Genomic DNA, 23,265 nt, shown 5'->3' with positions numbered 1-23,265 from the left:
TCTCCAGGGGCCCGGCCGCGCCGTCGAGCACCGCGACCGCGCCGTCGAGCACCCGCAGCGCTCCACCTCGGCGGTGCAGTCGATGCGTCCGGGGGCGCCGATGAGGTTCACGGTGCGCGCGACCCCGTCCACCGTCCATACACAGGTGGTGGCGGCCGAGGTGATGGTGATGCCGTGTTCGCGCTCCTCGGGCAGGAAGTCCATGGCGGTGGTGCCGTCGTGGACCTCGCCGACCTTGTGGGAGACGCCGGTGTAGTACGGGGTGCGCTCGGTGGTGGTCTTGCCCGCGTCGATGTGGGCCATGATCCCGACGTCGCGGACCGCGGCCAGGTTCAGCTGGGTGATGGCCGTTGTCGTTCCTCTCTGCGGTAGTCGGGGCGACCATTCGGGGCGGTGCGCGCATGCCTGTCGGGCCGTGGGTACGACCTGCCGCCAGATCCGGGAGACAGGGGTTCCGCCGCCGGGCCTGGCGTGAGCGCAGGGCGTCGGGTACGGGCGAATCCACGGGTTCCACGGGGTTGGGGGGCCTGCGCGGGACAGGGGCCGGGCCTCGCTGACCGGGGGTCGGTCACAAAGAGGCGGTCGGTGTACCGGTGTCCCGTGGTCGGATGAAACACTCCGCTCATGCTCGGTATCACCGACCTGCCGACCTATTTGGTAGGGCTCATCCTGATCGTGCTCCTGCCGGGGCCCAACTCGCTGTACGTGCTCTCCGTCGCGGCGCGCAGCGGGACCCGTGCCGGGTACAAGGCCGCCGCGGGCGTGTTCACCGGCGACACGGTGCTGATGCTGCTCGCCGCGGCGGGCGCGGCCTCGCTGCTCCAGACCAACCCGCTGCTCTTCGCGGTGGTGAAGTACGTCGGTGCCGCGTACCTGATCTGGATGGCGATCGGGATGCTGCGTTCCGCGTACGCCATGTGGACCTCCCGCCACCAGCGGGCCGAGGACCAGCGGGCCGCGGATGCCGCTTCCGGGGTCTGTGGAGCTACCGGGAACTCGGGGGCTTCGCGGGCGGGGGCGCTCAGCCGGGAACGGCCCTTCCGCAGGGCGCTCGTGGTGTCCTTGTTCAACCCGAAGGTGATCCTCTTCCTGATCTCCTTCTTCGTGCAGTTCGTCGATCCGTCCTACGCCTACCCGGCGCTGTCCTTCCTGGTGCTGGGCTTCCTGCTCCAGTTCGTCAGCTTCCTGTACCTGTCCGTGCTCATCTTCAGCGGTACCCGGCTGGCCGCCGCCTTCGGACGGCGCAGGCGGCTCTCCGCCGGAGCCACCTCGGCGGCCGGCGCGCTGTTCCTGGGGTTCGCGGTGAAGCTGTCCGTCAGCAGCGCCTGACCGAGCCGCCCCTCCGGGCTCTTGAGCACCAGCCGGGATCGGGCGAGAACCAGCTGGGGACAGGCGGGTGACCGCGCCCACGCAAGGGCGGTACCAGGGCATCCCGGGCATCCTGGCGCGGGGATCCAAGATTTCCAGAAAACTCTCCGGGGTCTCGGAATAGCTCCAGGGGTGCTGCCGTTACACGAGGCGGGTCGGTGCGGTTTAAGTGTCCCCCGGGCTCTAAACAACGCCTTCAGGGAATACCGCACCCCAGCGGTGGCAGGAGCCCTGTTGTGCCACCCGCCGTGAGGCGACCGCCGCACCGGCCCCTCGGCATCACGAAGGCCCACCGGGAACACCCGGTGGGCCTTCGTCGTGATCACCCCTTCGGGACCTCACGGAAGGTGGGTGCCAGGGCGGCCTCGAAGCGGTCGATCCACTCGTCCGGTCCGCCCTCCACCCAGGGGCAGTCACGAACGAAGTGCGCCCACTCCTGGTCGCCGACCTGCCGGATGGCATCCCGCGGGCGCAGCGCGGTCTCGTCGATCCGCTCGGCCTCCTCACCCAGCTCGGGGCGGAGCAGCGTGACCAGCAGCTCCCGGGAGAGCGCAGTGCGCTCGGCCAGCAGGACCGCGTCGTAGAGGTCCTTGCCCTGCGGGTACATGTCCGTGAGCAGCCACTGCACCTTCCAGGCCAGGGACAGCTCCGGTCCGACCGCCAGCACGGGGACGTCCCCGACGACGGTGACCTGGGGGGCTTGGGGCAGAGGTTCCTGGAAGACCACGTCCACCTGGACCGCGCCCGGCGGCAGGACCTCGTGCGGACCCTCCGCGTGCTGCCAGGGGATGACCAGACGTCGGCCCGAGGCGCGCTCGTAGGTCCAGATGCCCTCCCGCCGGGTCCCGGCGACGTCGAACACCAGCTCGGCGGGCGGATCCAGGGCACCGACCGCGGTCACCAGGTCGTCGAGCATCCGCACCGAGTCGTGGTGCTCGGCCGACCTCGTCTCCGGGAGCACGACGAAGTCCAGATCACGCGGGCGGCGGGCCTGTTCCCCCACCCACAGGGGCATGGTCATGCTGCCGCGCAGCACCAGGCTGTCCGCCCACCGCGTGCTGGCGACCGCGCGCAGGACGTGTTCCATGGCGCTGTGGTTGGCCGCCCACCAGCGGTCGGCGAGTCCGGGGTCGGCGAAAGCGGGTTCGGCGGACCGGAAGGCGTGGTCGAACTGCTTCAGGGCCGGGTCGAACACCTTCTCCTGGGTCGCGTGCGGCCCGGCGGTGTTCGGCAGGAAGGTGGCCGGGTGGCCCGGACCGTACCAGCTGCGGCGGGACACGACCGGATCCGTGACCGGAGCGTCGTCCATCCACCCCGCGTCCAGGTCGAGAGCGCTGTCGTACACGACGAACTCCAGCTCGGTGTCGATGATCCCGGCCTCCTCCTCGTCGCGAGCGTCGTCCAGCCCGTGGGCGCGCAGCGAGTCCGCCAGGGTGCGGTACAGCTCGAAGGCGGTGCTCCGGCCCACACCCGAACAGCGCTGAGTGACGAACCTTTCCTGGCGGCCGTCATCCCTGGTTCTGCGGGCGTTGCGGGAGAGCCGGGCGCCGTGCGGTTCGACCAGCCGGGAGAGTTCGGCGAGGTCGGCGTCGGCGGGCAGCAGGAGCTTCAGGTGTGTTTCGAAGTAGTGGCCCGGGCCGAGTGCGAGCGCCTCCTCGCGGGTGTCCGGCACGTCGGCGTTGACGCAGGAGACCTCGTGTTTCTCCCGGACCACCGTGAACCCTGCCCCGGCCAGCCGCGCGCGCCAGCGGTCCGCCCTCGCCCGCTGTCCGGTCAGGGTGCCGTGCCCGTGGTAGGTGACCATCGGCTGCGAGGGGGCGTCCCCCCGGTCGAGCCGGATGTGAGTGAACTTCAGCCCCTGCCCGGCGGCCCAGGCGGCGGCGGAGGCGACCTCCGCGTCACTCTCCGCCCGCAGGGTCAGGTGGGTCTCGAAGTCACCGGCGAATTCCATGCGTTCTTCTTCAGTGAGAGGGGTGCGGGGATGTAGCGGAGGGGCGGGGCCTGCGCTCAGCGGGGGCTGAGGCCGGTCATCAGGAAGTGCACGACGTCCTTCAGGCTCTCGTCGACGTCCTCCACGGTGTTGTTGGCGCTGAAGGACGCGAAGCCGTGCAGGGTCGAGGCCACGGTGAAGGCGATGGCCCCGGGGTCGCCCTCGACGATCTCCCCGGCGCGCTGGCCCTCGGCGATGACGTTCAGGACGATGGCGAGCAGGTCGCCGACGGCGGTGGCGAGCTGCTCGGAGATGTCGCTGTCGTGCTTGCGCGCGTACATCAGGTCCAGCAGGGCGGCGTTGGGCAGTGCGAAGCCCATGTAGGCGCGGGCCAGGGACAGGAGGTAGCCCTCGGTGTCTGTCCCGGCGGCCTCGTGATCCGTGCCGGCCTGTTCCAGGGCGGCCCGGAGCCGCTGGAACCCGCTGAGCGCCAGGGCGTCGAGCAGGGCCTGCTTGTCCTTGAAGTGGCGGCCGGGAGCCGCGTGGCTGACGCCCGCCTCCCGGGCGAGTTCGCGCAGGGAGAGCGCCGCGGGGCCGCGCTCGGCGAGTGTGCGCTCGGCGCTGGTCAGCAGGGCGGAGCGCAGGTCTCCGTGATGGTAGGGACGTTCAGCCATGCCTCCAGCATAGTGCGATGTTTACATCGGCATCATTGTTGTCATTGACAACTTCCGGGGTGGGCGCCTACGTTGGCGGTATGAGTGAAACCAACGTGAGCCTGCCCGATCTGACCGGAAGCGCCGCCGTCATCACCGGTGCCAACAGCGGCCTGGGGCTGGAGACCGCCAAGGTCCTGGCCCGGCGCGGCGCTCGCGTGGTGCTGGCCGTCCGCGACACCGCCAAGGGCGAGAAGGCCGCCCGCGAGGTCGCGGGTGAGACCGAGGTCCGCCGCCTTGACCTGGCCGACCTGGCCTCGGTCCGCGAGTTCGCGGACGGGTGGAAGGGCGACCTCGCGCTCCTGATCAACAACGCCGGTCTCATGGCCGTCCCGGAGGGCCGCACCAGGGACGGTTTCGAGACCCAGTTCGGCGTCAACCACCTGGGCCACTTCGCCCTCACCAACCTCCTCCTTCCGCACGTCACCGGGCGGGTCGTCACCGTCTCCTCCGGGATGCACCGAGCGGTCAACCGCATCGACTTCGACAACCCGAACCTGGAGGGGCGCTACACCCCCTACCGGGCCTACGGGCAGTCCAAGCTGGCCAACCTGCTGTTCACCCTGGAACTCCAGCGCAGGCTGGACGGGGCCGGATCGCCGGTACTGGCCACCGCCGCGCACCCGGGCTACGCCGCCACCAACCTCCAGGGCCGCACCGGCAAGCCCCTGGAGGACCGGTTCATGGGGATCCTCAACCGGATCGTCGCGCAGAGCGCCGCCGCCGGCGCCCTGCCCACCGTCTACGCCGCCACCCAGGACGTTCCCGGCGCCGCCTTCGCCGGGCCCACCGGCCTGTTCATGAACGGCGCCCCCGGACCGGCCAGCCGGAGCGCGGCCGCCCAGGACCCCGAAGCGGCGCTGCGGCTGTGGGAGCTGTCCGAGAAGCTGACCGGAACCTCGTTCCCGCTTTAGGACCCGGTTTCCCGCTGTAGGAATCTTCCCGCTGTAGGAATCGGTTTTCCGCCGGAGAGCTCGGGCGTGCGCTGGAGAGCGAACGGCCCCGGAGGCGGTCGGGACGTCTCCGGGGCCGGTTCGTCGGCGGGTGTCCCGGTTACGCGGTCGGGCCGAGGAACACGGGCTCAGGTCACGGAACGAGGGTGAGCTCGTCCGTACTGGCCTCCCGGACCGCCTCCTCGGTCACCGCCCAGGGCAGGGTCTCGCCCCGCGCCCACGGCTCCAGCTGGTCGTCGTAGTTGGGGTGGAAGGCGTGCCCGGAGTTGCCGGTCAGGTGGATCCACGTGGAGGCGTCCCGGTCGGCCAGGTCCACCACCATGCGCATGGACGGCACCGCGGTGATCCCGTAGCCCTTGGCCGCGTCCCAGCCGGTCGCGTTCACGATGCTGGAACCGCCCGAGCTCTCCACCGGGCCGCGGTTGAACAGCCACTCCACCGGGCCGATCCCCGAGGTGCCGAAGGAGTCGTGGGTCGCGGTGAGGGTGTGCAGGTCGCCCCAGCGCCAGTCGGCGGGGGTGTCGCCGAGCAGCTCGGTGAGCTCTTCCACGGCGGCGTCCATGGCGGCGGCGAGCACCGCCTCGCGGCCGCTGACCCCGCTGCCGTCCCACCAGGCGTTGTCGGGGTCCTCCAGGAGCCGGGTCACCACGTACATACCGCGCGAGTTGCTGTTCATGTCCAGCTCACCGAGCTCGTCGAAGAGCAGCGGCAGGAGCTGGCGCCAGGTGGCGTTGTAGAACGCGGCCCCGGCGGAGTCGGGCTCGTTGAAGTGGTCCCAGTCCGCCAGCAGGGCCTGCGCCTCGGCGGTGGTCCCGGCCACGTCCGCGTCCAGCAGGTACGGGGTGATCGCGACGGCGGCCCCGTGGTGGGAGTCCATCAGGATCCGCTCCATGTCGGCCACGCCCACCGGGCCGTCGGCGATCGCCTCGCCGATCAGGTCGTTGATGCGCTGGCCTCGGTAGCCGTAGTCCCAGTCGGCGGTCAGGAAGTGCTGGTAGTCCTCGTCCACCACCGACTGGTTGGCGGTGACGATCACCCCCGACTCGGGGTTGTAGACGCTGGGGAGCTCCTCGAAGGGCAGGAACTCCTCCTCCCAGTCGTAGTCCGAGACCCAGCCGGGGGCGGGCCAGCGGCCGTCGCCCTCGCCTCGGACCGGGACCAGGCCGGGCGCCTGGTAGCCGATGTTGCCCTCGTTGTCCGCGTAGACGAGGTTCTGCGAGGGCACGTCGAACTTGCTCGCCGCACCGCGGAACCCGTCCCAGTCGCGGGCCTGGTTCATGTCGAAGATGGCGTCGGCGGCGGTGCCGGGCTGGAGCGCGGTCCAGCGCAGGGACACCTGGTAGGGGGCGTCGTCGCCCTCGCCCGGGTTCTGGCCGATCTCGCTCAGGTTGGACCCGGTGGCGGTGGTCGACAGGATCGGGCCCCGGTGGGTGGAACGGATGGTGAGGTCGCGGTCGGCGCCGCCGGAGACCACGATGGTCTCCTCGATGACGTCCAGCGGTCGCTGCTCGCCGTCCACCACGTACTCGTCGCCGTCGACCTGCTCCAGGTACAGGTCCATGACGTCGGGGTTGAGGTTGGTGAAGCCCCAGGCGATGGACTCGTTCTGGCCGATGATCACCCCGGGTAGGCCGGAGAAGCTGAAGCCGCTCACGTCGAAGGGGCAGGCCTCGGTGAGCTCCGTGCAGTGCAGGCCCATCTGGTACCAGGTGGAGGGCATGGAGGCGCCCAGGTGGGGGTCGTTGGTCAGCAGCGGCGAGCCGGTCTCTGTGTGCTCTCCGGAGACCACCCAGGAGTTGGAGCCCAGGTCGGGGCTGGTGGAGGGCCCCAGGAGGTCGGGGATGGCCGCGTGGATGTCGGAGAGCCCGTCCAGCGCGGCGAGGGCTTCCTCCGGAAGCTCGGGGGCGCGGCCCAGGTCGGCCTCGGCTCCGGCCTCGGCCCCGTTGTGCTCCTCGGTGTCGGTGATGGGTGCGTGCAGTTCGGTCGGGTAGGCCGGGAAGAGCTCCTCGATCATGTCCCGGTCGAGTCCCTTGGCGAGCAGCTGGGCGCGCTCGGTCTCCGCCTGGAGGTTGCCGCCCAGGTCCCAGGCCATGGCCTTGAGCCAGGCGAGGCTGTCCGCGGGCGTCCAGGGCTCCACGGTGTAGTCGTCCGCGGTGATCCCGAGCAGCCCGTACTCCAGGCTGGCCGAAAGCCCCTGGTTGTCGTCGATCCAGGCGTTCACCCCGGCCGCGTAGGCGTCCAGGTAGCGCCGGGTGTCCTCCTCGAGGAGGTCGTACTCCTGCTCGGCGACCCGTCTCCAGCCCATGGTGCGCAGGTAGACGTCGGTCTCCACCTGTCCCTCACCGAAGAGCTCGGCGGTGCGCCCGGCCGTGACGTGGCGGCGGAAGTCCATCTCCCAGAAGCGGTCCTGGGCGTGCGTGAACCCCTGGGCGGTGAACAGGTCCTCGGCGTTGTCCGAGTACACGTGCGCCACGCCGTACTCGTCCCGCAGCACCGTCACCGGCGCGCTGAGCTCGGAGAGGGTTAGCTCCCCGGAGGTCGTCGGGAACGACTTCCGCACCGCCCAAACACCCAGAAGCGATGCGATCAACGCAAGAGACGCAACAGTGGCGACAAGGCCCAGAAGAACACGAAGCAGGACACGCTTCCGCAATACACCCATGACGGAACCATAGGGTGTCCTGGCTCACGTGCTCTAGATCTCAGTGTCCCCCGTTCCTAATTGTTACCAACTGGTAGGTCCGGTTTGGGGAGGCGCAGGGGCAGGGGATCGCGCAGGGCGCCGCCACCCTGACCTCCGCCTCTGGCAAATCCGGGAGCGCTCAGGGAAGGTTCAACCCGGCGAGGTCGCCCTCACCGGTCAGGGCCAGGGACGGGAGCGCGGCGAGTTCGGTCAGGACCCCCGCCCGGGAGTCCGCCCACCGGTCGCGCAGGTCCGGGAGGAAGGTGTGCCAGCGCGGGCCGTCGAAGGCCGACTCGGTGTTGGCGGCCAGGGTCTCGGCGTCTCCGGCGACAGGGGTGAGGCGGGTGGGGCCGGGGCCGATCCCGGGATAGAGGACCGTGCGGGCCGGGACGCGCAGGCCCGGGGCGGCCGACGGGAAGCGTTCGCGGAAGGGGAGCGGGTCGACGGCGTACTTGCCGTACGGCGAGAAGGCGTGGCCCTCGGGTTCGGCGGTGGCCCCGGCGATCTCGGCCAGCCCCGGGTACTTGGCGATGGTCCCGTAGCCCAGGTGCGGGTAGTCCGGCCAGCCCGAGACCAGCAGGGAACCGTCCGGCTGACGGCGCGCGACCGTCTTGTCACCGCTCATGACCTCGTGGCCGTGGTGCTCGACCAGTTCGAGCAGCACCGTGCTCTTGCCCGACCCCTTGGCCCCGACCACCAGGACCGCGGTGCCGCCGCGGTGCGCGGCGGTGGCGTGCAGGACCACCGCGCCCCGGTTCTCCTGGTCCTTCAGGAACAGCTCCCGGAGCAGCTCGACCGGTTCCAGGGCGGTCCGGTCGGTGACGGTCACGTCGATACGGCGCTCGGCGGCGTCGAACACGAACCGGGTACCGCTCCGGTGGCACTCCACGTACTCCAGCCCCCTGGCGGAAGCCAGCCGGGCCGGGACGGTGAAGAAGTCGCTCGCGCTGCGCCGGACGAAACCCTCGGTCCAGGCGGCGTCCGGCGGCGGCGTGCGGGCGGGTTCGGCCGCCACGTACAGGGTGGCCAGCGGTGCCGGGCCGTCCGGTGGGATCGGGCCCGAGGTGACGTGGCTGCCCAGGAAGCGCAGGGTTTCGGTGAGGTCCGAGCCTGCGGCGAAGCGGACGTCCACGCGGGTGTCGAGGTAGGTCAGGCGAAGACTCACGCGCCCGAAGCTATCCGGGCCGCCTCCCCGGACGGGAAGGCACCCCGGACTCACGACTCGGAGCTCAGGGCTCGGGGCTCAGGGCTCGGGGCTCAGGGCTCGGGGCTCAGGGCTCGGGGCTCAGGAATCAGGACTCAGCCGAGGATCTCCACGAGACGTTCAGCCATCAGCGGGCCCCCGACCCCCGGTGATCTTGCTACCAGGAGCAAGTTCGGCGCCCTCGACTTTCGCGCTTTCTGGAACTATGGGAACTTATGTCCTTTATCTGCCGCTCTGCCTAGTTCGCCGGTATTGATGTATCCGAAGGCGACATGAGCGTTCGACCACTGGCAAACGTGGGCATAGCAGCCCAACTGGCCTGGACGGATGCCGTGTCTAGAGCCTGCGCGCCCCCTGGTCCGTGAGCCCCACGGAGCCAGGGCACTTCATCGAGAGCCGCCAGACATAACGGTCATTAGGCAACACAACCTGACAAAACTTCGAAAACCACGAAAGTCGAGGGCGCCGAAATCGCCTCTGGTAGCAAGATCACCGGGGAGGGAGGGCTGTCAGAAGCGGGCGCCCGCCTCGGCGGTCTCGGCCTGGAGCTTGGCGACCAGGTCGGCGGCGGACAGCTCCACGGCCTGCCGGAAACCCGTGCCCGCCCACAGGGCCATGCCCTCGGGGTGGGCGGCCTTGGCCGCCGCGGCCCGCAGCGGCCTGGTCATGTGGTGCACCTCGGGGTAGGCCGTAGGAGCGCCACCGTGCTCACGCATGAAACGGTTGCTCAGGCCCCGGGCCGGGCGCCCGGTGAACGCCCGGGTCAGCGCGGTCCCGGTGAAGGCGGGGTCGGCCAGCGCGGCCTTGTGCGCGGGCTGGGCGCCGCTCTCCGGGCAGCGCAGGAAGGCCGTGCCCAGCTGGACGGCGGCCGCCCCGGCGGCCCGGGCGGCGGCGATGTCAGCGCCGGTCATGAGGCCCCCGGCCGCGATCACCGGCACCTCCACCGCACGCACGACCTCGGGCAGCAGTTCCAACAGCGGCTGGTCGTCGCCGTGCGCGGGATCGAAGGTGGCGCGGTGCCCGCCGGCCTCCACCCCCTGGACACACACCCCGTCCGCGCCCCGGGCCACCGCGGTCCGCGCCTCATCGACGGTGGTGGCGGTGACGACAGCCGCGGTCCCCGCCTCCCGCAGTCGTTCCAGGACCGCGGCGGACGGACAGCCGAACGTGAAGCTGACGACCGGGACGGGGGCGGACACCAGCAGGTCGACTTTGGCCTCCCACGCGTCGTCGTCGTAGGTGGCCGGGCCGACCTCCACCCCGAGGCGGCGGGCGTCCTCGGCCAATTCGGCCCGGTAGGACTCGACCAGGGGCGCGGGTGCGGGGGAGCCGGAGGGCACGAACACGTTCACGCCGAACACCTCGGTGCCCAGCTCCCGGACCGCGTCGATCTGTTCGGCCAGCGCCTGGGCGGACAGGTACCCGGCGGCGAGCCAACCCAGCCCGCCCGCCCCGGACACGGCGTGCACCAGGGCGGGGGTGGAGGTGCCCCCGGCCATCGGGGCCTGCAGGATCGGACGGGCCCTGAGGAGCTCGGGCAGGTTCATGGTGTCTCGCCTTCTCACTCGCGAACGGGGCCGCGCACCGGATCGGGACGTGTCATCCGCGGCCGGACGTTCATCACGGCCGCACGCTAACAGGAGGTGCGCTCAGCCCCGGGCGGCGGTCCGGTTCTGCCGAACCGCCCAGGTGAAGTCCGCGGACTCCGGGAAGGCCCGGGCCAGGAACAGCGCGACCAGCGCGCACACGAAGGCGAACACCGCCAGCACGGACACCGCGGCGGGGATGCCCCACAGGTCCCACATCCAGCCGAACGAACTGGTCGTGAGCGCACTTCCGAGCAGGGTCACCACCGTCACCGCCGAGAACATGGTGTTCCGGTTGGCGTCGGTGAACATCAACTGCGCCCACACCCCGGACAGCACACCGCCCAACCCGATCAGGAACTCCGCCACCACCAGCCCCGCGACCAGCGGGACCACATCCCAAGCGGCCAGGACCAGCGGCAGCCCGATCCCCATCGAGGCCACGGGTCCCCACACGTGCGGGCGGTCCCGGTTCACCCAGCGCGCGCAGACCGCCCCGGCGGTCAGGGACACCGTCATCAGCAGCATCACCAGACCGTTCAGCCGCACGTCCTCGCCGCCGTACTCGGCCAGCAGCATCGGCTGCCAGGACACCACGAGCAGCATGGTGGCGGACATCAGGGACAGCGCCAGCACCACCAGGGGAACGAACCGCCGGGTGGCCACCAGCAGCACCGACTCCAGCACGATCGTCCCGATCCGCCGGTCCGGCTGGGCCGGGGTCGGCGGGAAGCACACCGGGGCCAGCACCGCCAGCAGCAGCACCAGAACACCGCCCACGGCGATCATCGTGTCCGCGGTGACCCACGTCCCCGCCACCATCACCGAGGCCGCGCCCAGCACCGAACCCACCCGGGTGGAGATCGCCCCGACCCGGACGATCCGCGTGATGCGGTCGTTCCGGTCGTGCTCGCCGACCCGGTTGATCAGGATCGCGTTGAGGGTGCCGGACTTGAGCGACATCCCGGTGTTGCCCAGGCACACGCCCACCACTGTGAGCGCGAGCCCGTCGGCCAGCCCGAGGGCCACGAATCCCGTACCCCACACCAGCAGGCCGAGCGTCAGCAGCCGCCGGTGGCCGTACCGGTCGCCCAGGGCGCCGCTGGGCGCCTCCATGACCAGGCCGATCAGGTGTCCCCCGGCGAGGATCGCGCCGACCATCCAGGGATCGGCGCCGCGCGCGAGGATCACGGTGACGAAGACCGCGCCGAACGCGAAGTCGGCCGCGATGCCGACCAGCGTGTAGACGCTGAGCCGGGCCAGGAGCGGGAACCGGCCGCCTGCGGTGCCGGGCGGGGGCGTCGGGGGAGCGGGCGGGGGGTCTTCCGGCGGCGCTGGGGCGGCGGCCGCGGGTTCGGTCGGGGAGGGTTCACCGGCAGGGGGTGTGGAGGCCATGGGCGGTCCGCTTCCGTCAGGGCCCTGGGGCCGCTGGGATTTTGCCGACGCTAACAGTGATCCGGAACGTTACTCCACGTGTTTTGCCGGGAGCGCCTCGTTCGCAAGGGGGTGGGAGAGCGTGGCCGGGACCGAGACTGCGCCCCGTGCCACGGCGGACAACGTCCCCTCGCCCGCGCTCCCCATGGTGGACGGGTCGCTGTTGCGTACTCCTAGGTCGGAATGTGGGCCGGGGGTGCCCCGTGCCCGGGCTGTACACCGGGCCTGAGGGCTGACCGGGTACACGAGGAACCCGCTCTCAGGATAAGAACCTGTCCAAAGGGGGAAATCAGCACAGAAGATTATGAATCATCCTGTGTCCGCCGATAAGGTACGCGTCATGCCAGCAAGCGGTGAGCGCACATTCCCCTTCTCCGGGCTTGCGGAGAGCGACCTCCACCTAGATGCCGTTTACCAGGGCGGAGCATCAGGCAACAGCGGTGATGACCCGATCGCCCGTATCGCCAAGGTCGGCAACCAAGGCGGTTTCCGGATGATGGGTTCCCCCCGGAAGGGGACCGTCAAGCTTGCTGTGCTCTATAGCTCGACTCAGGAGCCTGACTGGCCGGACGACCTTGATGTCCAGACAGGACGATTCACCTACTACGGGGACAACCGGCGTCCTGGACTCGACCTCCATCAAACCCCGCGAGGCGGGAACCTCTTGCTTCGCGACGTATTCGCAGCAGCTTCGGGGAGTGCCGATGAAAGGGATCGGATTCCACCGTTCCTGCTCTTTCAGAAGGCGGGGAGGGGGCGAGACGTACGCTTCCGGGGCCTTCTCGCGCCAGGTGCAGCGGGCCTGTCCTCCGACGATGAACTTGTCGCCCTGTGGCGGAGCACACGAGGCCAGCGCTTCCAGAACTACCGGGCAATCTTCACCGTCCTGGACACTGCCCGCGTCACCCGGTCATGGATCAATGAGCTGGCTGAGGGGAAGACGACAGGGCCGCATGCCCCAGATGTCTGGCTGTCCTGGGTCAAAGCCCGTCATTATCAGGCACTGACAGCTCCCGCCACCGTGAACACGCGCAGCCGGGTCGAACAGACCCCGGCGCAGGCCGACCGGGTGCTCCTCTCGGAGGTCACCGAGTACTTCAGGGGTCGCTGGCACGCCTTCGAAGAGTGTGCTGTAGCCCTCTGGAGGATGCAGGCCCCTGCGACAGGCCAGTGCGAGGTCACACCGCCGACCAGGGATGGAGGACGCGACGCCATCGGCCAGTACATGCTCGGACCCGGCGCTGACCCAGTCCCGGTCGAATTCGCTCTGGAAGCCAAGTGCTACGGACCTGAAACCTCCGTAGGTGTGCGGGATGTATCCAGACTGATCTCGCGTATCCGCAACCGCCAGTTCGGTGTCTTCGTCACGACTTCCTACTTCAATTCCCAGGCATACCAAGAGGTGCGCGACGACCGTCACCCTGTGGTCCTCATCTGCGGCAAGGACATTGTCGATCTTCTGAAGTCACGCGGTTTCAGCTCGCCCGAGGGCGTTCGGGAGTGGCTGCAGACCTCATTCCCTAACCGTTCGTCCGAACTTTGAGAGTCCACCCTGCCTGGGCATAACAGGTATGACCGGGCTCGTCTGCCCCTGAGCAGTAGGGGAGTGTGGACCGGATACCGCTAATCTCCCATAGGTGTACTCCTTCGATACCCCCTCCCCGCAGCCGGGTGGAGATGCGGACCCGGAACTCGGCCGTGTCGCCCGGTATCTGCTTGCGCTCGATCCGCATGGCCGCCGTTTCGCCGATGCCCTGCGCCGTACCTTCGACATGCTCCTTGACGGGCAGCACACAGGGCGCTATCGGTGGGACCAGCTTCTCAAGACCGAGAAGACGCACTTCGGAACCCTTGTCGAGATCAACCTCCAGCGTGAGTTCGACTTCCCGGGAGGCGAGGAACTGGACTACCGCATCTGCGGCATCGATGTCGACTGCAAGTACTCCCAGAAGCGCGGTGCGTGGATGATCCCGCCTGAGGCAGTGGGCAAGCTTTGTCTCGTACTGTGGGCCAGCGATACCGATTCGCGCTGGTGGGCGGGTCTCGTCCGGGCGAATGAGGGGTTGTTGAACAGTAGTAGCAACCGTGATGCCAAGCGGACCCTGAACAAGCAGGGGCGGGCGTCCGTACGGTGGCTCTTCTCTGATGCACAGCTGCCGGTGAATGCCCTGCTGCATCTGCCCGCAGGGGATGTCGAGGCGATCTTCGCCCCCAAGCACGGGACCAAGAGGGTCGATGAACTGTTCCGGCGGGCTCAGGGAATCCCTATCCGTCGGGCGGTCGTGGCCACGGTCGCCCAGCAGGAGGACTACATGAAGCGGGTCAGGGGCAACGGCGGCTCCCGCTCCAGCCTCCGTCCGGAGGGGATCATCATTCTCGGGCAGTACAAAGAGCACGGCACCATCGCCGAACAGCTGGGTCTGCCTGTGCCCGGTCCGGGCGAGTTCGTTTCGGTGCAGGTGGCACGCAGCGCCGAGGGCCGACCCGGGGTAAAACCGAAGGCGTTCATCGACGGTGACTGGTGGGTAATGGCTTCAGATACCGATCCAGTTGAACCAGCTCCCCGACTCCCGAAGGTATGACCGATCAGGCGAAGAAAGCAGACGTGAGTGGCCCCTGGGAAGCCCCGGAGGGTTCCTGGGCGTCTTCGGCTGCTAACCGGCGCAGTATGCGCGGTAACCGCAGCCGCGACACCAAACCGGAGATCGCCCTGCGCCGCTTGGTGCACGCGGCGGGGCTGCGGTACAGGGTTGCGGCCAAGCCGCTGCCCGGGATGCGACGCACCGCTGACCTGCTCTTCGGACCCACCCGGGTAGCGGTATTCGTGGACGGTTGCTTCTGGCACGGATGTCCTGACCACTTTGTGCCTCCGAAGACCAATCCCGACTACTGGGAGTCGAAGATCGGCGGCAACACCCAGCGTGACCGTGATACCGACGCGCGGTTGGCCGAGGCCGGGTGGCTGGTGTTGAGGTTCTGGGAGCATCAGGACCCGGCAGAGTGCGCGAAGACTGTCGCGAAAGCGGTCTCAGCCCGTAAGAGTGAGCTGGCGCGGGGCTGTGGTTTCGAGTAGGCCGTCCGCCTGTTCTTTCGGCTGTCCGGCGCCGGCATCCGAAGCCCTGAGCGCGCGGATGATGGCTTCGCCGACTGCTTGGGCGACCGGCGGAGGGAAAGCGTTCCCGACCTGGCGGTAGGCGGCGGTCTTACGGCCCTGGAACTCCCAGTCGGTGGGGAAGCCCTGGATGATCGCGGCCTGCTCCACTGTCAGCTTGGGCCCCCTCTCCCCGTACAGGTCCCGTTCCCTGTCCTTGGTCTGGCCGTGCGGATCGGCGACGCCGTGACCGTCCACGCCGAGTGCGGCCCAGGCGCGTTTGGCGCGGGTAGGCCCCAGATCCGCACCTCCGTGCTTCTTCGACCCGCCGACGAGGGTCGGAGCTACGGCGCCTTCTTTTTGCGTGGCCGCTTTCCACCACTTGTCGTAGTATTCCCGGCCTTTGAGGGAGTCGCCGAACCGGACACGCATGGTCTCTTCCAGGGCTTCGGCTACGGTGACGACCTCTCCGCTGGCCCGGGGAGGCAGGAAGTAGGAGGCATCCGGTTCGCGCATCGCCACCAGGATGGCCCTCGGGCGCAGTTGGGGGACACCGTAGTCACGTGCTTCGAGGACGTCCCACCCCAGGATCCGGTAACCCAGGAGTTCCAGCCGGGCGATGATCCTGGCCCGGTAGGGGGCGAACTTGTGTGCGGGCTCCAGTAGACCGCGCACGTTCTCGATCATGACTGCACGCGGTTCCAGCGCCTCGACCATGTCGAGCATGACGGGGAACAGGTCGCGTTCGTCGTCTTCGCCCAATTGTTTTCCGGCGACGGAGAAGGGAGGGCAGGGGACACCGCCGGCGAGGAGGCCCAGGCGTTCGTCCCCCAGGATCTCCTTGAGGTCGTCCATCTCGAAGGAGGTCAGGTCCCAGGGGAGGACGGCGCAGTCCTGCCAGCCGTGTTTGCGGGTGTTGTGCTCCAGGGTCTGGACGGCGTGCGGGTCGACCTCGATCAGCGCTCGGTGCCGGAAGCCCGCGCGGTGCAGGCCGACGGCTTGGCCGCCGGCCCCCGCGCAGATTTCAACGGACGAGTACGTGCGTCCTTCGCCGGACATACAGTTTCCTCCCTGCCTGCGCCCTCACACACCTCATGTGCTGGGCGGAAGGCTGACAATCGTGCCCCCGCTGATCTTCCCAAGGAGTGGGCAGCGGATCTACCAGCAGTGCGGACTTGTGGACAACTGCCCTGGCGAATCCCGGACCGGCTGATTCTATCGGCGGGGTCCGACCAGCCACGCTGTCTGGTTCGATGCCTATGATTATGCCGATAGCTGCCGACAGCTTGCCGAATCTTGCCGCGAAGATGCCGACAAGTTACGATACTCTCACCCGCAGGTAAGCCCGCAGCAGCAACAGGCAGAAGCTGCACCGGACAGAAACGGACTCAAACGAGCGTGACCACAGATGAAGGACGCCCCGACTGGAACGACCAGTCGCTCGGAGGGCGTGTCCGTGTCGCCCTCTGGCTGTACGAGCAGGTGGGGGAAGGAAAGCGTTTCCGTAAACAGGCGATGCGGGAAGCTATCCCCGGGGTTGAGCAGATTGACCGGCGTATGCGTGACCTTCGCCCAGCCGGATGGGTTATCAGGACATACCGCGACATGGCTTCACTCAGCCCTGACGAGCTGTTTTTGGAGACCATCGGTGCCCACGTGTGGGAACCAGGGAAACGCTCAACCGGTTTGAGAACAGTCAGCGGGAAACTCCGGCGTGAGGTCATGGACCGTGACCATCACCGCTGTGTGAGGTGCGGCATCTCATCCGGTGAGGAGTATCCGGATGAACCCGGCAGCCGTGCCCGGCTGACCCTCGGCCACATCAACGCGCACGCCTACGGCTCTAATGCAGGCCTGGAGAACCTCGTGACCGAGTGTGCCCGGTGCAATGAGACAGCGAAGCAGTTCACTCCTGTGCAGTTCACCGCGGATCACGTCCGGGACCAGATTCGTGAGCTCTCGAAGCGTGAGAAGACCAGCCTCCTCTCATGGATGGCTCTGGAGCGGCGCCCCATGTCGAAAACGGAGCAAGTGTGGGCGCGCTACCGGCAGCTCCCCGGGGGCGAGCGGGATGAACTCCAGCGGGAGCTTGCCCGGATGCTCGGTTCGGAAGGGGAGGCTTAGAACCCATGGAAACCGGGTTTCGGAGTGATCGGCATGGTTGACCAGCGTGCCGCAACCATCCTCTTCGGCTGCTGCGGGGTCAGTGTTGTCGCTGGCGCGCTCACGCTCCTGGCCGCAGAGTCATGGCCCGTTGCGATTCTTGCGGCAGGAGCGGCATTCGGTGGTGCCCTTCCTCTGCTCAACTCGGTCGTCGAAGACGACGCTCGTGAGAAGCAGACCGGTAAGGACGGGTGACAGCTAATCCATCGACCGCTTACTCGAGCGCGGCACTGCGCAGGACGTTGAGCCACGGCCTCGGTGGAGTGCGCACGACGCGGCGGTCGTCGGCCGTGCGGTGCTCAACCCTGAGGATCACGAGTTCCCAGGGTCAGCTCCGGGGTTCGGTCGGGACGTTGGAATCCAAGGGGGTGGTGTGGAAGAGCGGCAGCAGCACCGTGTCGACGATCTCCATGACCAGCTCGTCGCTGACGGACTCGTGGTGGAAGAGGAAGTGGTTGCGCAGCAGCGCCTGGCCGACGTCCAGGCGGCGCGGCGTGACGGCCTCCGCGTCGATCTCGCCGCGTTCCACGGCTCGCCGGGTGACCTCCTCCATCATCTGGCGGCCCATGCCCTGGGAACGGGCCCGGATCTCATCCGCGCGTCGGCGGTCGGGCAGGACCTCCGCCAGCAGCCCGCGCAGCGCCTGGCCCGCCGGGCCGTCGAGCAGCCGGGCGCTCTGGCGCAGGACGTGCAGCAGGTCGCCGCGCAGCTCGCCGGTGTCGGGCAGCGACTCCGGCCTGGGCAGCACGCTGTACACCGCGTCCATCACCAGCTCGGCGCGGGTGGGCCAGCGGCGGTAGAGGGAGGCCTTGCTCGCCCGGGCGCGTTCGGCGACCCCCTCCATGGTCAGCGCGGCGTAGCCCCGTTCGGTCAGCTCCTCGACGGCCGCGCGCAGGATCGCCGCCACCAGGGCGTCGCCCCGGCGCCGGGGGCGCTTGCGGTGGTCGGAGGTGCGTGGTTCGACGGCCATGCTCCGCATCCTACGAAGCCCGGGTGACCCGGCCGGTCCCGCCGTCGACGGTGACGCGCTCCCCGTCGGTGAGTACGCTCGTCCCCGTGCCGGTCCCCATGACCGCCGGGACGCCGTACTCGCGGGCGACGATCGCCGCGTGCGAGGCCGCCGCCCCCGTGTCCACCACCACGGCCGCGGCCCGCTGGAACAGCGGCGTCCACGACGGGTTGGTGTACGGGCACACCAGGACGTCGCCGCTGTTCAGCCGATGGAAGTCGGCCGCCTCGCGGATGATCCGCGCCGTTCCGGTGGCGGTGCCCGCTCCCGCCGGGGTGCCGGTGACCAGGGCGTCACCCCTCTCCCCGCTCGGGAACACCCGGGCCGGGTCGAGCATGGGCACCCCCGTCAGCTCGGCGCGTTTGGCCGCCCGGGCGCGCACCAGCGAGCGCAGTCGCTCGACCTGGGCGGCGGGCACGTCCCCGGCGTCGAGGATCTCGCCCACCTCCTCCATGCGCAGGTGGAACACGTCGAAGGCCTCGTCCACCACCCCGGCCCCGCGCAGGCGGGAGCCGATCTCCAGCAGCGACCTGCGCAGGGGAGTGAGGCTCGCGGTGAAGTAGAAGTGCGTGTCCTCCCTGAACGCCAGCCCGCTCTGGGCGGCGCGCACCCACCGGGTCATCCGGGCGCGGGCCCGTCCGCCGTGGAGGAGGGGGTGCTCCAGGAGCCTGGCCAGCGCCCGCTCCGAACGCGACCCCCGGTCCGCGTCGTCGCGAGGCTGGTCCACCAGGACCTTGACCAGGCCGACCACGATCTCCGGTGACTCCGCCAGGGTGGGCGGGCTGACCATGAGCGGGGTCGCCGTCTCCCGCCGCCCGAACTCCCGTTGGAACGCGGCCAGCGCCTCGGCGAACTCCGCCATGGGGCCCTCGCCCTCGCGCACCGCCGCGACGACGGCGGCCGGGTCGGGGGAGGCGAAGAGCTCGCGCAGCTCCGGGGCGGCGCGTACCCGGTCGGCCAGCTCCCGCAGCGCCCGGTTGGCGTCCTCGGTCCGGGTGTGGGCGCCGCCGATCAGGTCGCCGAGCAGCGCCCTCCTGCCCAGGAGCGCCGTGGCCGCGGTCAGCCGGAGCAGCGAGACCCCCGCCCCCGGCAGGTAGTTCCGCCGTAGCTCGCGGCACGGATCCAGGAGGGCGAGCGCCCGCTCGGGCACCCGCAACAGCTCAGCCCAGGGCAGCGAGGGCAGGTCGAGCTCGTTCAGCTCGTCCGCCTCGCGCAGGAACCGCGTGAAGCCGGGGTCGCGCCGCCAGGCGTTGATGTCGAACGCCCAGGCCCGGCGCGCCAGCTTGAAGGGTGTGAGCAGGGCCCGCGGCGTGGGGCGGGGGCTGGGCGGTGTGAGCTGGACGACCACGCCGTCCTCCTCCACCAGGAAGTTCTCGAACGCCGCCCTGACGCCCAGGTCGCTCACCAGGTCCTGCATCATCTTCGCGGGCCCGTGTCCGAGCCAGGTGCTCACGTCCATGGGGTAGGGCCGCACCGGGACGTACTCGGTCAGGATCGACCCCAGGAGGCGCTGGCGCCGGTTGAGCGGCCCCGTCTCCGGCGGCAGGGCGGTCATCGGCCGGGCCTGGAGGATGAGGGTCCGGCCGTCGGCGACGCTCCACTCGATGTCCTGCGGGCGGCCGAAGTGCGCGGCGATGGTGCGGGCGTGCGCCACGAGCACGGACAGCCGGTCCGCGGAGAGCAGCGGTTCGCGCCGACCGCCCTCCCCGGACGGCCCGGCCGACGTCTCGTGGACCACCCCGCCGCCGGGGTCGGAGCGGACCAGCACCTCGTCGCGCCCCGCCTTCCATTCGACCAGCCGTCCCCGCCCGTCGAGCACGTAGTGGTCGGGGGTGACCAGCCCGGACACCACCGCCTCGCCGAGCCCCGCCCCCGCGTCCACGACGATTCGGTCGCGGGCGCCGCTGACCGGGTCGGCGGTGAACATGACGCCGGCGACCTCGGAGTCCACCATGGTCTGCACGACCACGGCGATGCGCACCTGGGCGGGGTCGATCGCGCGCTCGTGCCGGTAGGCCACCGCCCGGTCGGTCCACAGCGAGGCCCAGCACCGGCGGACCGCGTCCACCACCGCGTCGGCGCCGACCACGTTGAGGTAGGTGTCCTGCTGCCCCGCGAAGGCGGCGCCGGGCAGGTCCTCGGCCGTGGCGCTGGAGCGCACCGCGACGGGGACCTCGGCGCCGAGCGCCGTGTAGGCGGCCGTGACCGACTTCCGCAGTTCCTCGGGCACGGCGGCCTGTTCCAGGGCGGCGCGCAGTCGGGCGGCGCCGGAGGTCTCGGAGTCGGACGGCCCAGCGCCGGACGTCTCGGAGTCGGGGGCCTCGGAGCCGGGAAGCTCGCTGTCGGGGGCGCCGTCGGGGTCTGGAAGGGAGGCCAGTAGCTCGTCGAGCCCGACCGCGCGGGCCGCGGCGGCGTAGGCGTCGGTGGTGACGACGAAGCCGGAGGGGACCGGCAGCCCCGCCCGCAGGAGTTCGCCCAGGTTCGCGGCCTTGCCGCCGACGGCGGCGAGGTCACCCGAGCCGAAGTCCTCCAACGGTGCGACGAGCCGTGCGTGTGTCATCGTGACTCCTTGTCGAGATCGGTGTGAGCGGTGGTGCGCAGGGGGAGCGCGGGGAGGGCGAGGGTCAGCAGGAACGCCAGTCCGAGCAGGGGCGCCATGGCCAGCAGCGCCGACGGGACGGCCGCTCCGAAGGCCGACTCCACCAGCCCCCGGGTCGGCTCGGGTAGGGCGGCGATCGACTCGGGGGAGAGCGAGCTCGGGTCGGTGACCCCGGCGGGAACGCGCTCGCCGAAGGAGCGGGTGATCAGCGCGCCCACGACGGCGACGCCCACGCTGGCGCCGACCTGGCGCAGGAAGAGCACCGACGAGGTGGCGGCGCCGAGGTCGGCGCGGCCGACCGCGTTCTGCGCCGCGAGCATGACCACCTGCATGACCAGGCCGATACCCAGCCCGATCAGGACCAGCAGCGCGGCCAGGGTCCCGGTGTCCAGGCGCTCGCCGGTCAGCCCCAGCAGGGTGAGGCCGATCGCCGCGAGGGCCGTGCCCGCGATCGGGTAGCCGCGGTAGTGGCCGGTCCGGGTGATCAGCAGCCCGGAGACGACGGTGGTGACCAGCGCACCGGCCATCATCGCGGTGACAAGCAGACCGGCCCGCGTCGCGGTCGTCCCCAGGGCGACCTGCGCGAACGCGGGCACGTAGGTGAGCGTGCCGAACAGGCCGAACCCGATCAGGAAGCTGACCGCCACCGGCAGGGCGAACGCGCGCTCGCGCAGCAGCCGGGGCGGCAGGACGGGGTCGCGGGCGAGCCGGGCGGTCACCGCCCACACCCCGAGGGCGAGGGTCGTCCAGGCCGCGAGGGCGGGGAGCGCCCAGGAGGGGTAGGCGTCGGGGCGGGCGAGGGCGTCGGCCGCCCCGACCACGCCGACGACGGTCGAGGCCAGCGCGGCGGCCCCGGCGTAGTCCACCGGCGGACGGTCCTCGGGGCGCGGCAGTCGCAGGGTCAGGCTGAGCGCGACGAGTGCCGCAACGCCCAGGGGCGGGTGGACGGCGAAGATCCACCGCCAGGACAGGTGGTCCACGACCAGGCCGCCGAGCAGGGGGCCGCCCACCGCCGCGAGCACGTACACCGCGCCGAACAGGCCCAGGTAGCGCCCGCGTTCCCGGGGGCTGACGATCTCGCCGACGATCGCCTGCGCACCGATCATCAGGCCTCCGCCGCCGAGTCCCTGGACGACGCGGGCGGTGACGAACCCGGGCAGCGTGGTGGCCGTGGCGGCCAGCAGCGCGCCGACGACGAACAGCAGGACGGCGGCCTGGATCAGGGGTTTGCGTCCGTAGCGGTCGCCGAGCCGGCCGTAGACCGGCATCACCGCGGTGGCGGCGACCAGGTAGGCGGTGATGACGGTGGGCATCTGCTCCAGCCCGCCCAGGTCGCCGGCGACGTCGGGGAGGGCGGGGGCCATGGCCGTCTGGTCCAGGGCGGCGAGCAGCATGGCCAGGAGCAGTCCCGGCAGGGCGAGGGCCACGGCGGTGGGTCTGGGTGCCACTGTCCCACTCCCCTTTTAGAGAACGGTTGGTTCTCTAAAAGGCTAACTCCAGGCCTTAGTGAACGCAACGTTTTCTATGGGTGGATCCGGGTCGAACACCGACGGAATCGCGCGGGGCCAGCCGTTACGGGCACCGCGGGACTGCTGGTTCGGCGCCCGATCCCCGGCAGCGGGAGGCTGACCGGGACCGGATACGCTCGGCGCGACACCTGACCCTGGGAGGAACCACATGACAGCGACCGCGGTCGTCACCGGAGCCAGCAGCGGGATCGGTGCCGCCACCGCGCGCGGGCTCGCCGCCGAGGGCTACGACGTGGTCCTGGTCGCCCGCCGCGCCGACCGGATCGAGGCGCTGGCCGAGGAGATCGCCGAGAGCGGCCACTCGGCCCGGGCCCAGGTCCTCGACGTCACCGACCGCGCCGCGGTCGACGCCTTCGCCGAGGCCCTGGAATCCTGCGCCGTGCTGGTGAACAACGCGGGCGGCGCGATCGGAACCGAGACGGTCGCCGCTGGCGACCCCGCCGACTGGCGGAAGATGTACGAGGTCAACGTCCTGGGCGTGCTCAACATGACCCAGGCGCTGCTGCCCAAGCTCATCGCCAGCGGCGACGGCACCGTCCTGGTCGTCTCCTCGGTGGCCGGGCACGTGGTCTACGAGGGCGGCGGCGGTTACGTGGCCGCCAAGCACGGCGCGCACACGCTCGCCGCGACCCTGCGCCTGGAGCTGTGCGGGGAGCCGGTGCGGGTGCTGGAGGTGGCACCCGGCATGGTCAAGACCGAGGAGTTCTCGCTCAACCGCCTGCGCGGGGACGCCGAGCGCGCCGAGGCCGTCTACGACGGGGTGCCCGACCCGCTGAGCGCCGAGGACGTCGCCGACACCATCGTGTGGGCCCTCACCCGGCCCCCGCACGTCAACATCGACCTGCTCGTGGTCCGCCCGCGCGCCCAGGCCGCGCAGCACAAGATCCACCGGGTCAAGGAGTAGGGCCCCCGACCCAGGTGCGTCCCGCGCTCGCCCCGCGCACCCTGCCCACAGCACCGGACGGCCGCCCCTCGGGGCGGCCGTCCGCCGTCATACGGTCCC

17 protein-coding genes and 1 pseudogene are annotated in these 23,265 nt (G+C 70.3%); 7 read left to right on the top strand and 11 right to left on the bottom strand.

The features are described from left to right. Positions 1–10: 10 nt before the first annotated feature. Positions 11–303, bottom strand: a pseudogene (locus tag HNR07_RS21290) (GTP-binding protein); the annotation flags it as partial. Positions 304–624: 321 nt separating this feature from the next. Here HNR07_RS21290 and leuE point away from each other — a divergent pair. Beyond that, positions 625–1,329, top strand: coding sequence for a leucine efflux protein LeuE (gene leuE / locus HNR07_RS21285; RefSeq protein WP_184366515.1), 705 nt, complete (start codon positions 625–627; stop codon positions 1,327–1,329). A 361-nt stretch (positions 1,330–1,690) separates the two neighbouring features. Here leuE and HNR07_RS21280 read toward each other — a convergent pair whose 3' ends face one another. Beyond that, positions 1,691–3,319, bottom strand: coding sequence for a nucleotidyl transferase AbiEii/AbiGii toxin family protein (locus HNR07_RS21280; protein ID WP_184366514.1), 1,629 nt, complete (start codon positions 3,317–3,319; stop codon positions 1,691–1,693). A 56-nt stretch (positions 3,320–3,375) separates the two neighbouring features. Continuing rightward, positions 3,376–3,972 carry a TetR/AcrR family transcriptional regulator gene (locus tag HNR07_RS21275; RefSeq protein ID WP_184366513.1) on the bottom strand — a complete coding sequence of 199 codons (597 nt, stop codon included), beginning with the start codon at positions 3,970–3,972 and terminating at the stop codon, positions 3,376–3,378. Positions 3,973–4,052: 80 nt separating this feature from the next. On the opposite strand from HNR07_RS21275, the gene HNR07_RS21270 reads away from it, so the two are divergent. Beyond that, positions 4,053–4,925 (top strand): oxidoreductase, encoded by an 873-nt coding sequence (locus HNR07_RS21270; protein WP_184366512.1) that lies wholly within the window; start codon positions 4,053–4,055, stop codon positions 4,923–4,925. Between the two features lie 172 nt (positions 4,926–5,097). Here the strand turns inward: HNR07_RS21270 and HNR07_RS21265 are convergent, their stop codons facing one another. From HNR07_RS21265 to HNR07_RS21250, 4 genes are all read right to left on the bottom strand, one after another. Further along, positions 5,098–7,626: a penicillin acylase family protein gene (locus HNR07_RS21265; protein WP_246420422.1), complete on the bottom strand. Its 2,529-nt coding sequence runs from the start codon at positions 7,624–7,626 to the stop codon at positions 5,098–5,100. Between the two features lie 160 nt (positions 7,627–7,786). Beyond that, complete coding sequence (locus HNR07_RS21260) at positions 7,787–8,812, bottom strand: phosphoenolpyruvate carboxykinase (ATP) (RefSeq protein WP_184366510.1); 1,026 nt, start codon at positions 8,810–8,812, stop codon at positions 7,787–7,789. A 548-nt stretch (positions 8,813–9,360) separates the two neighbouring features. Continuing rightward, positions 9,361–10,398: a nitronate monooxygenase gene (locus HNR07_RS21255; RefSeq protein ID WP_184366509.1), complete on the bottom strand. Its 1,038-nt coding sequence runs from the start codon at positions 10,396–10,398 to the stop codon at positions 9,361–9,363. Positions 10,399–10,500: 102 nt separating this feature from the next. Continuing rightward, positions 10,501–11,832: an MFS transporter gene (locus tag HNR07_RS21250; protein WP_184366508.1), complete on the bottom strand. Its 1,332-nt coding sequence runs from the start codon at positions 11,830–11,832 to the stop codon at positions 10,501–10,503. Positions 11,833–12,211: 379 nt separating this feature from the next. Here HNR07_RS21250 and HNR07_RS21245 point away from each other — a divergent pair, with 379 nt between their 5' ends. The 3 genes from HNR07_RS21245 to HNR07_RS21235 all read left to right on the top strand — a co-directional run bounded on the left by HNR07_RS21245 (position 12,212) and on the right by HNR07_RS21235 (position 14,944). Continuing rightward, on the top strand, positions 12,212–13,414 hold the full coding sequence (locus tag HNR07_RS21245) for a restriction endonuclease (RefSeq protein ID WP_184366507.1): 1,203 nt from the start codon (positions 12,212–12,214) through the stop codon (positions 13,412–13,414). A gap of 94 nt (positions 13,415–13,508) precedes the next feature. Next, positions 13,509–14,453: a NaeI family type II restriction endonuclease gene (locus HNR07_RS21240; protein WP_184366506.1), complete on the top strand. Its 945-nt coding sequence runs from the start codon at positions 13,509–13,511 to the stop codon at positions 14,451–14,453. A 23-nt stretch (positions 14,454–14,476) separates the two neighbouring features. Next, positions 14,477–14,944, top strand: a complete 468-nt coding sequence (locus HNR07_RS21235; RefSeq protein WP_376769935.1) for a very short patch repair endonuclease — start codon at positions 14,477–14,479, stop codon at positions 14,942–14,944. Here the strand turns inward: HNR07_RS21235 and HNR07_RS21230 are convergent. Further along, positions 14,900–16,021, bottom strand: coding sequence for a DNA cytosine methyltransferase (locus HNR07_RS21230; protein WP_184366504.1), 1,122 nt, complete (start codon positions 16,019–16,021; stop codon positions 14,900–14,902). The genes HNR07_RS21235 and HNR07_RS21230 overlap by 45 nt on opposite strands. A 339-nt stretch (positions 16,022–16,360) precedes the next feature. Here HNR07_RS21230 and HNR07_RS21225 point away from each other — a divergent pair, with 339 nt between their 5' ends. Next, the gene (locus HNR07_RS21225) at positions 16,361–17,086 is read left to right on the top strand and encodes an HNH endonuclease (protein WP_184366503.1); all 726 of its coding nucleotides are present in this window, start codon (positions 16,361–16,363) and stop codon (positions 17,084–17,086) included. A gap of 367 nt (positions 17,087–17,453) precedes the next feature. On the opposite strand, the gene HNR07_RS21220 is transcribed toward HNR07_RS21225, so the two are convergent. From HNR07_RS21220 to HNR07_RS21210, 3 genes are read right to left on the bottom strand one after another with little or no spacing between them, the layout of a single operon-like run. Then, positions 17,454–18,095 (bottom strand): TetR/AcrR family transcriptional regulator, encoded by a 642-nt coding sequence (locus HNR07_RS21220; protein ID WP_184366502.1) that lies wholly within the window; start codon positions 18,093–18,095, stop codon positions 17,454–17,456. 10 nt (positions 18,096–18,105) lie between these two features. Further along, on the bottom strand, positions 18,106–20,694 hold the full coding sequence (locus HNR07_RS21215; protein ID WP_184366501.1) for a PEP/pyruvate-binding domain-containing protein: 2,589 nt from the start codon (positions 20,692–20,694) through the stop codon (positions 18,106–18,108). Beyond that, entirely contained in the window at positions 20,691–22,181 is a 1,491-nt protein-coding gene (locus HNR07_RS21210) for an MFS transporter (RefSeq protein ID WP_312893925.1), read from the bottom strand. Before HNR07_RS21210 ends, HNR07_RS21215 begins: the two co-directional genes overlap by 4 nt. A gap of 229 nt (positions 22,182–22,410) precedes the next feature. Here HNR07_RS21210 and HNR07_RS21205 point away from each other — a divergent pair, with 229 nt between their 5' ends. Then, on the top strand, positions 22,411–23,166 hold the full coding sequence (locus HNR07_RS21205; protein ID WP_184366500.1) for an SDR family oxidoreductase: 756 nt from the start codon (positions 22,411–22,413) through the stop codon (positions 23,164–23,166). Positions 23,167–23,265 lie beyond the last annotated feature (99 nt).

The sequence above is a fragment of the Nocardiopsis metallicus genome (genome assembly GCF_014201115.1).
Classification (GTDB): domain Bacteria; phylum Actinomycetota; class Actinomycetes; order Streptosporangiales; family Streptosporangiaceae; genus Nocardiopsis; species Nocardiopsis metallicus.
This window is presented reverse-complemented; position numbering and strand designations above follow the sequence as displayed.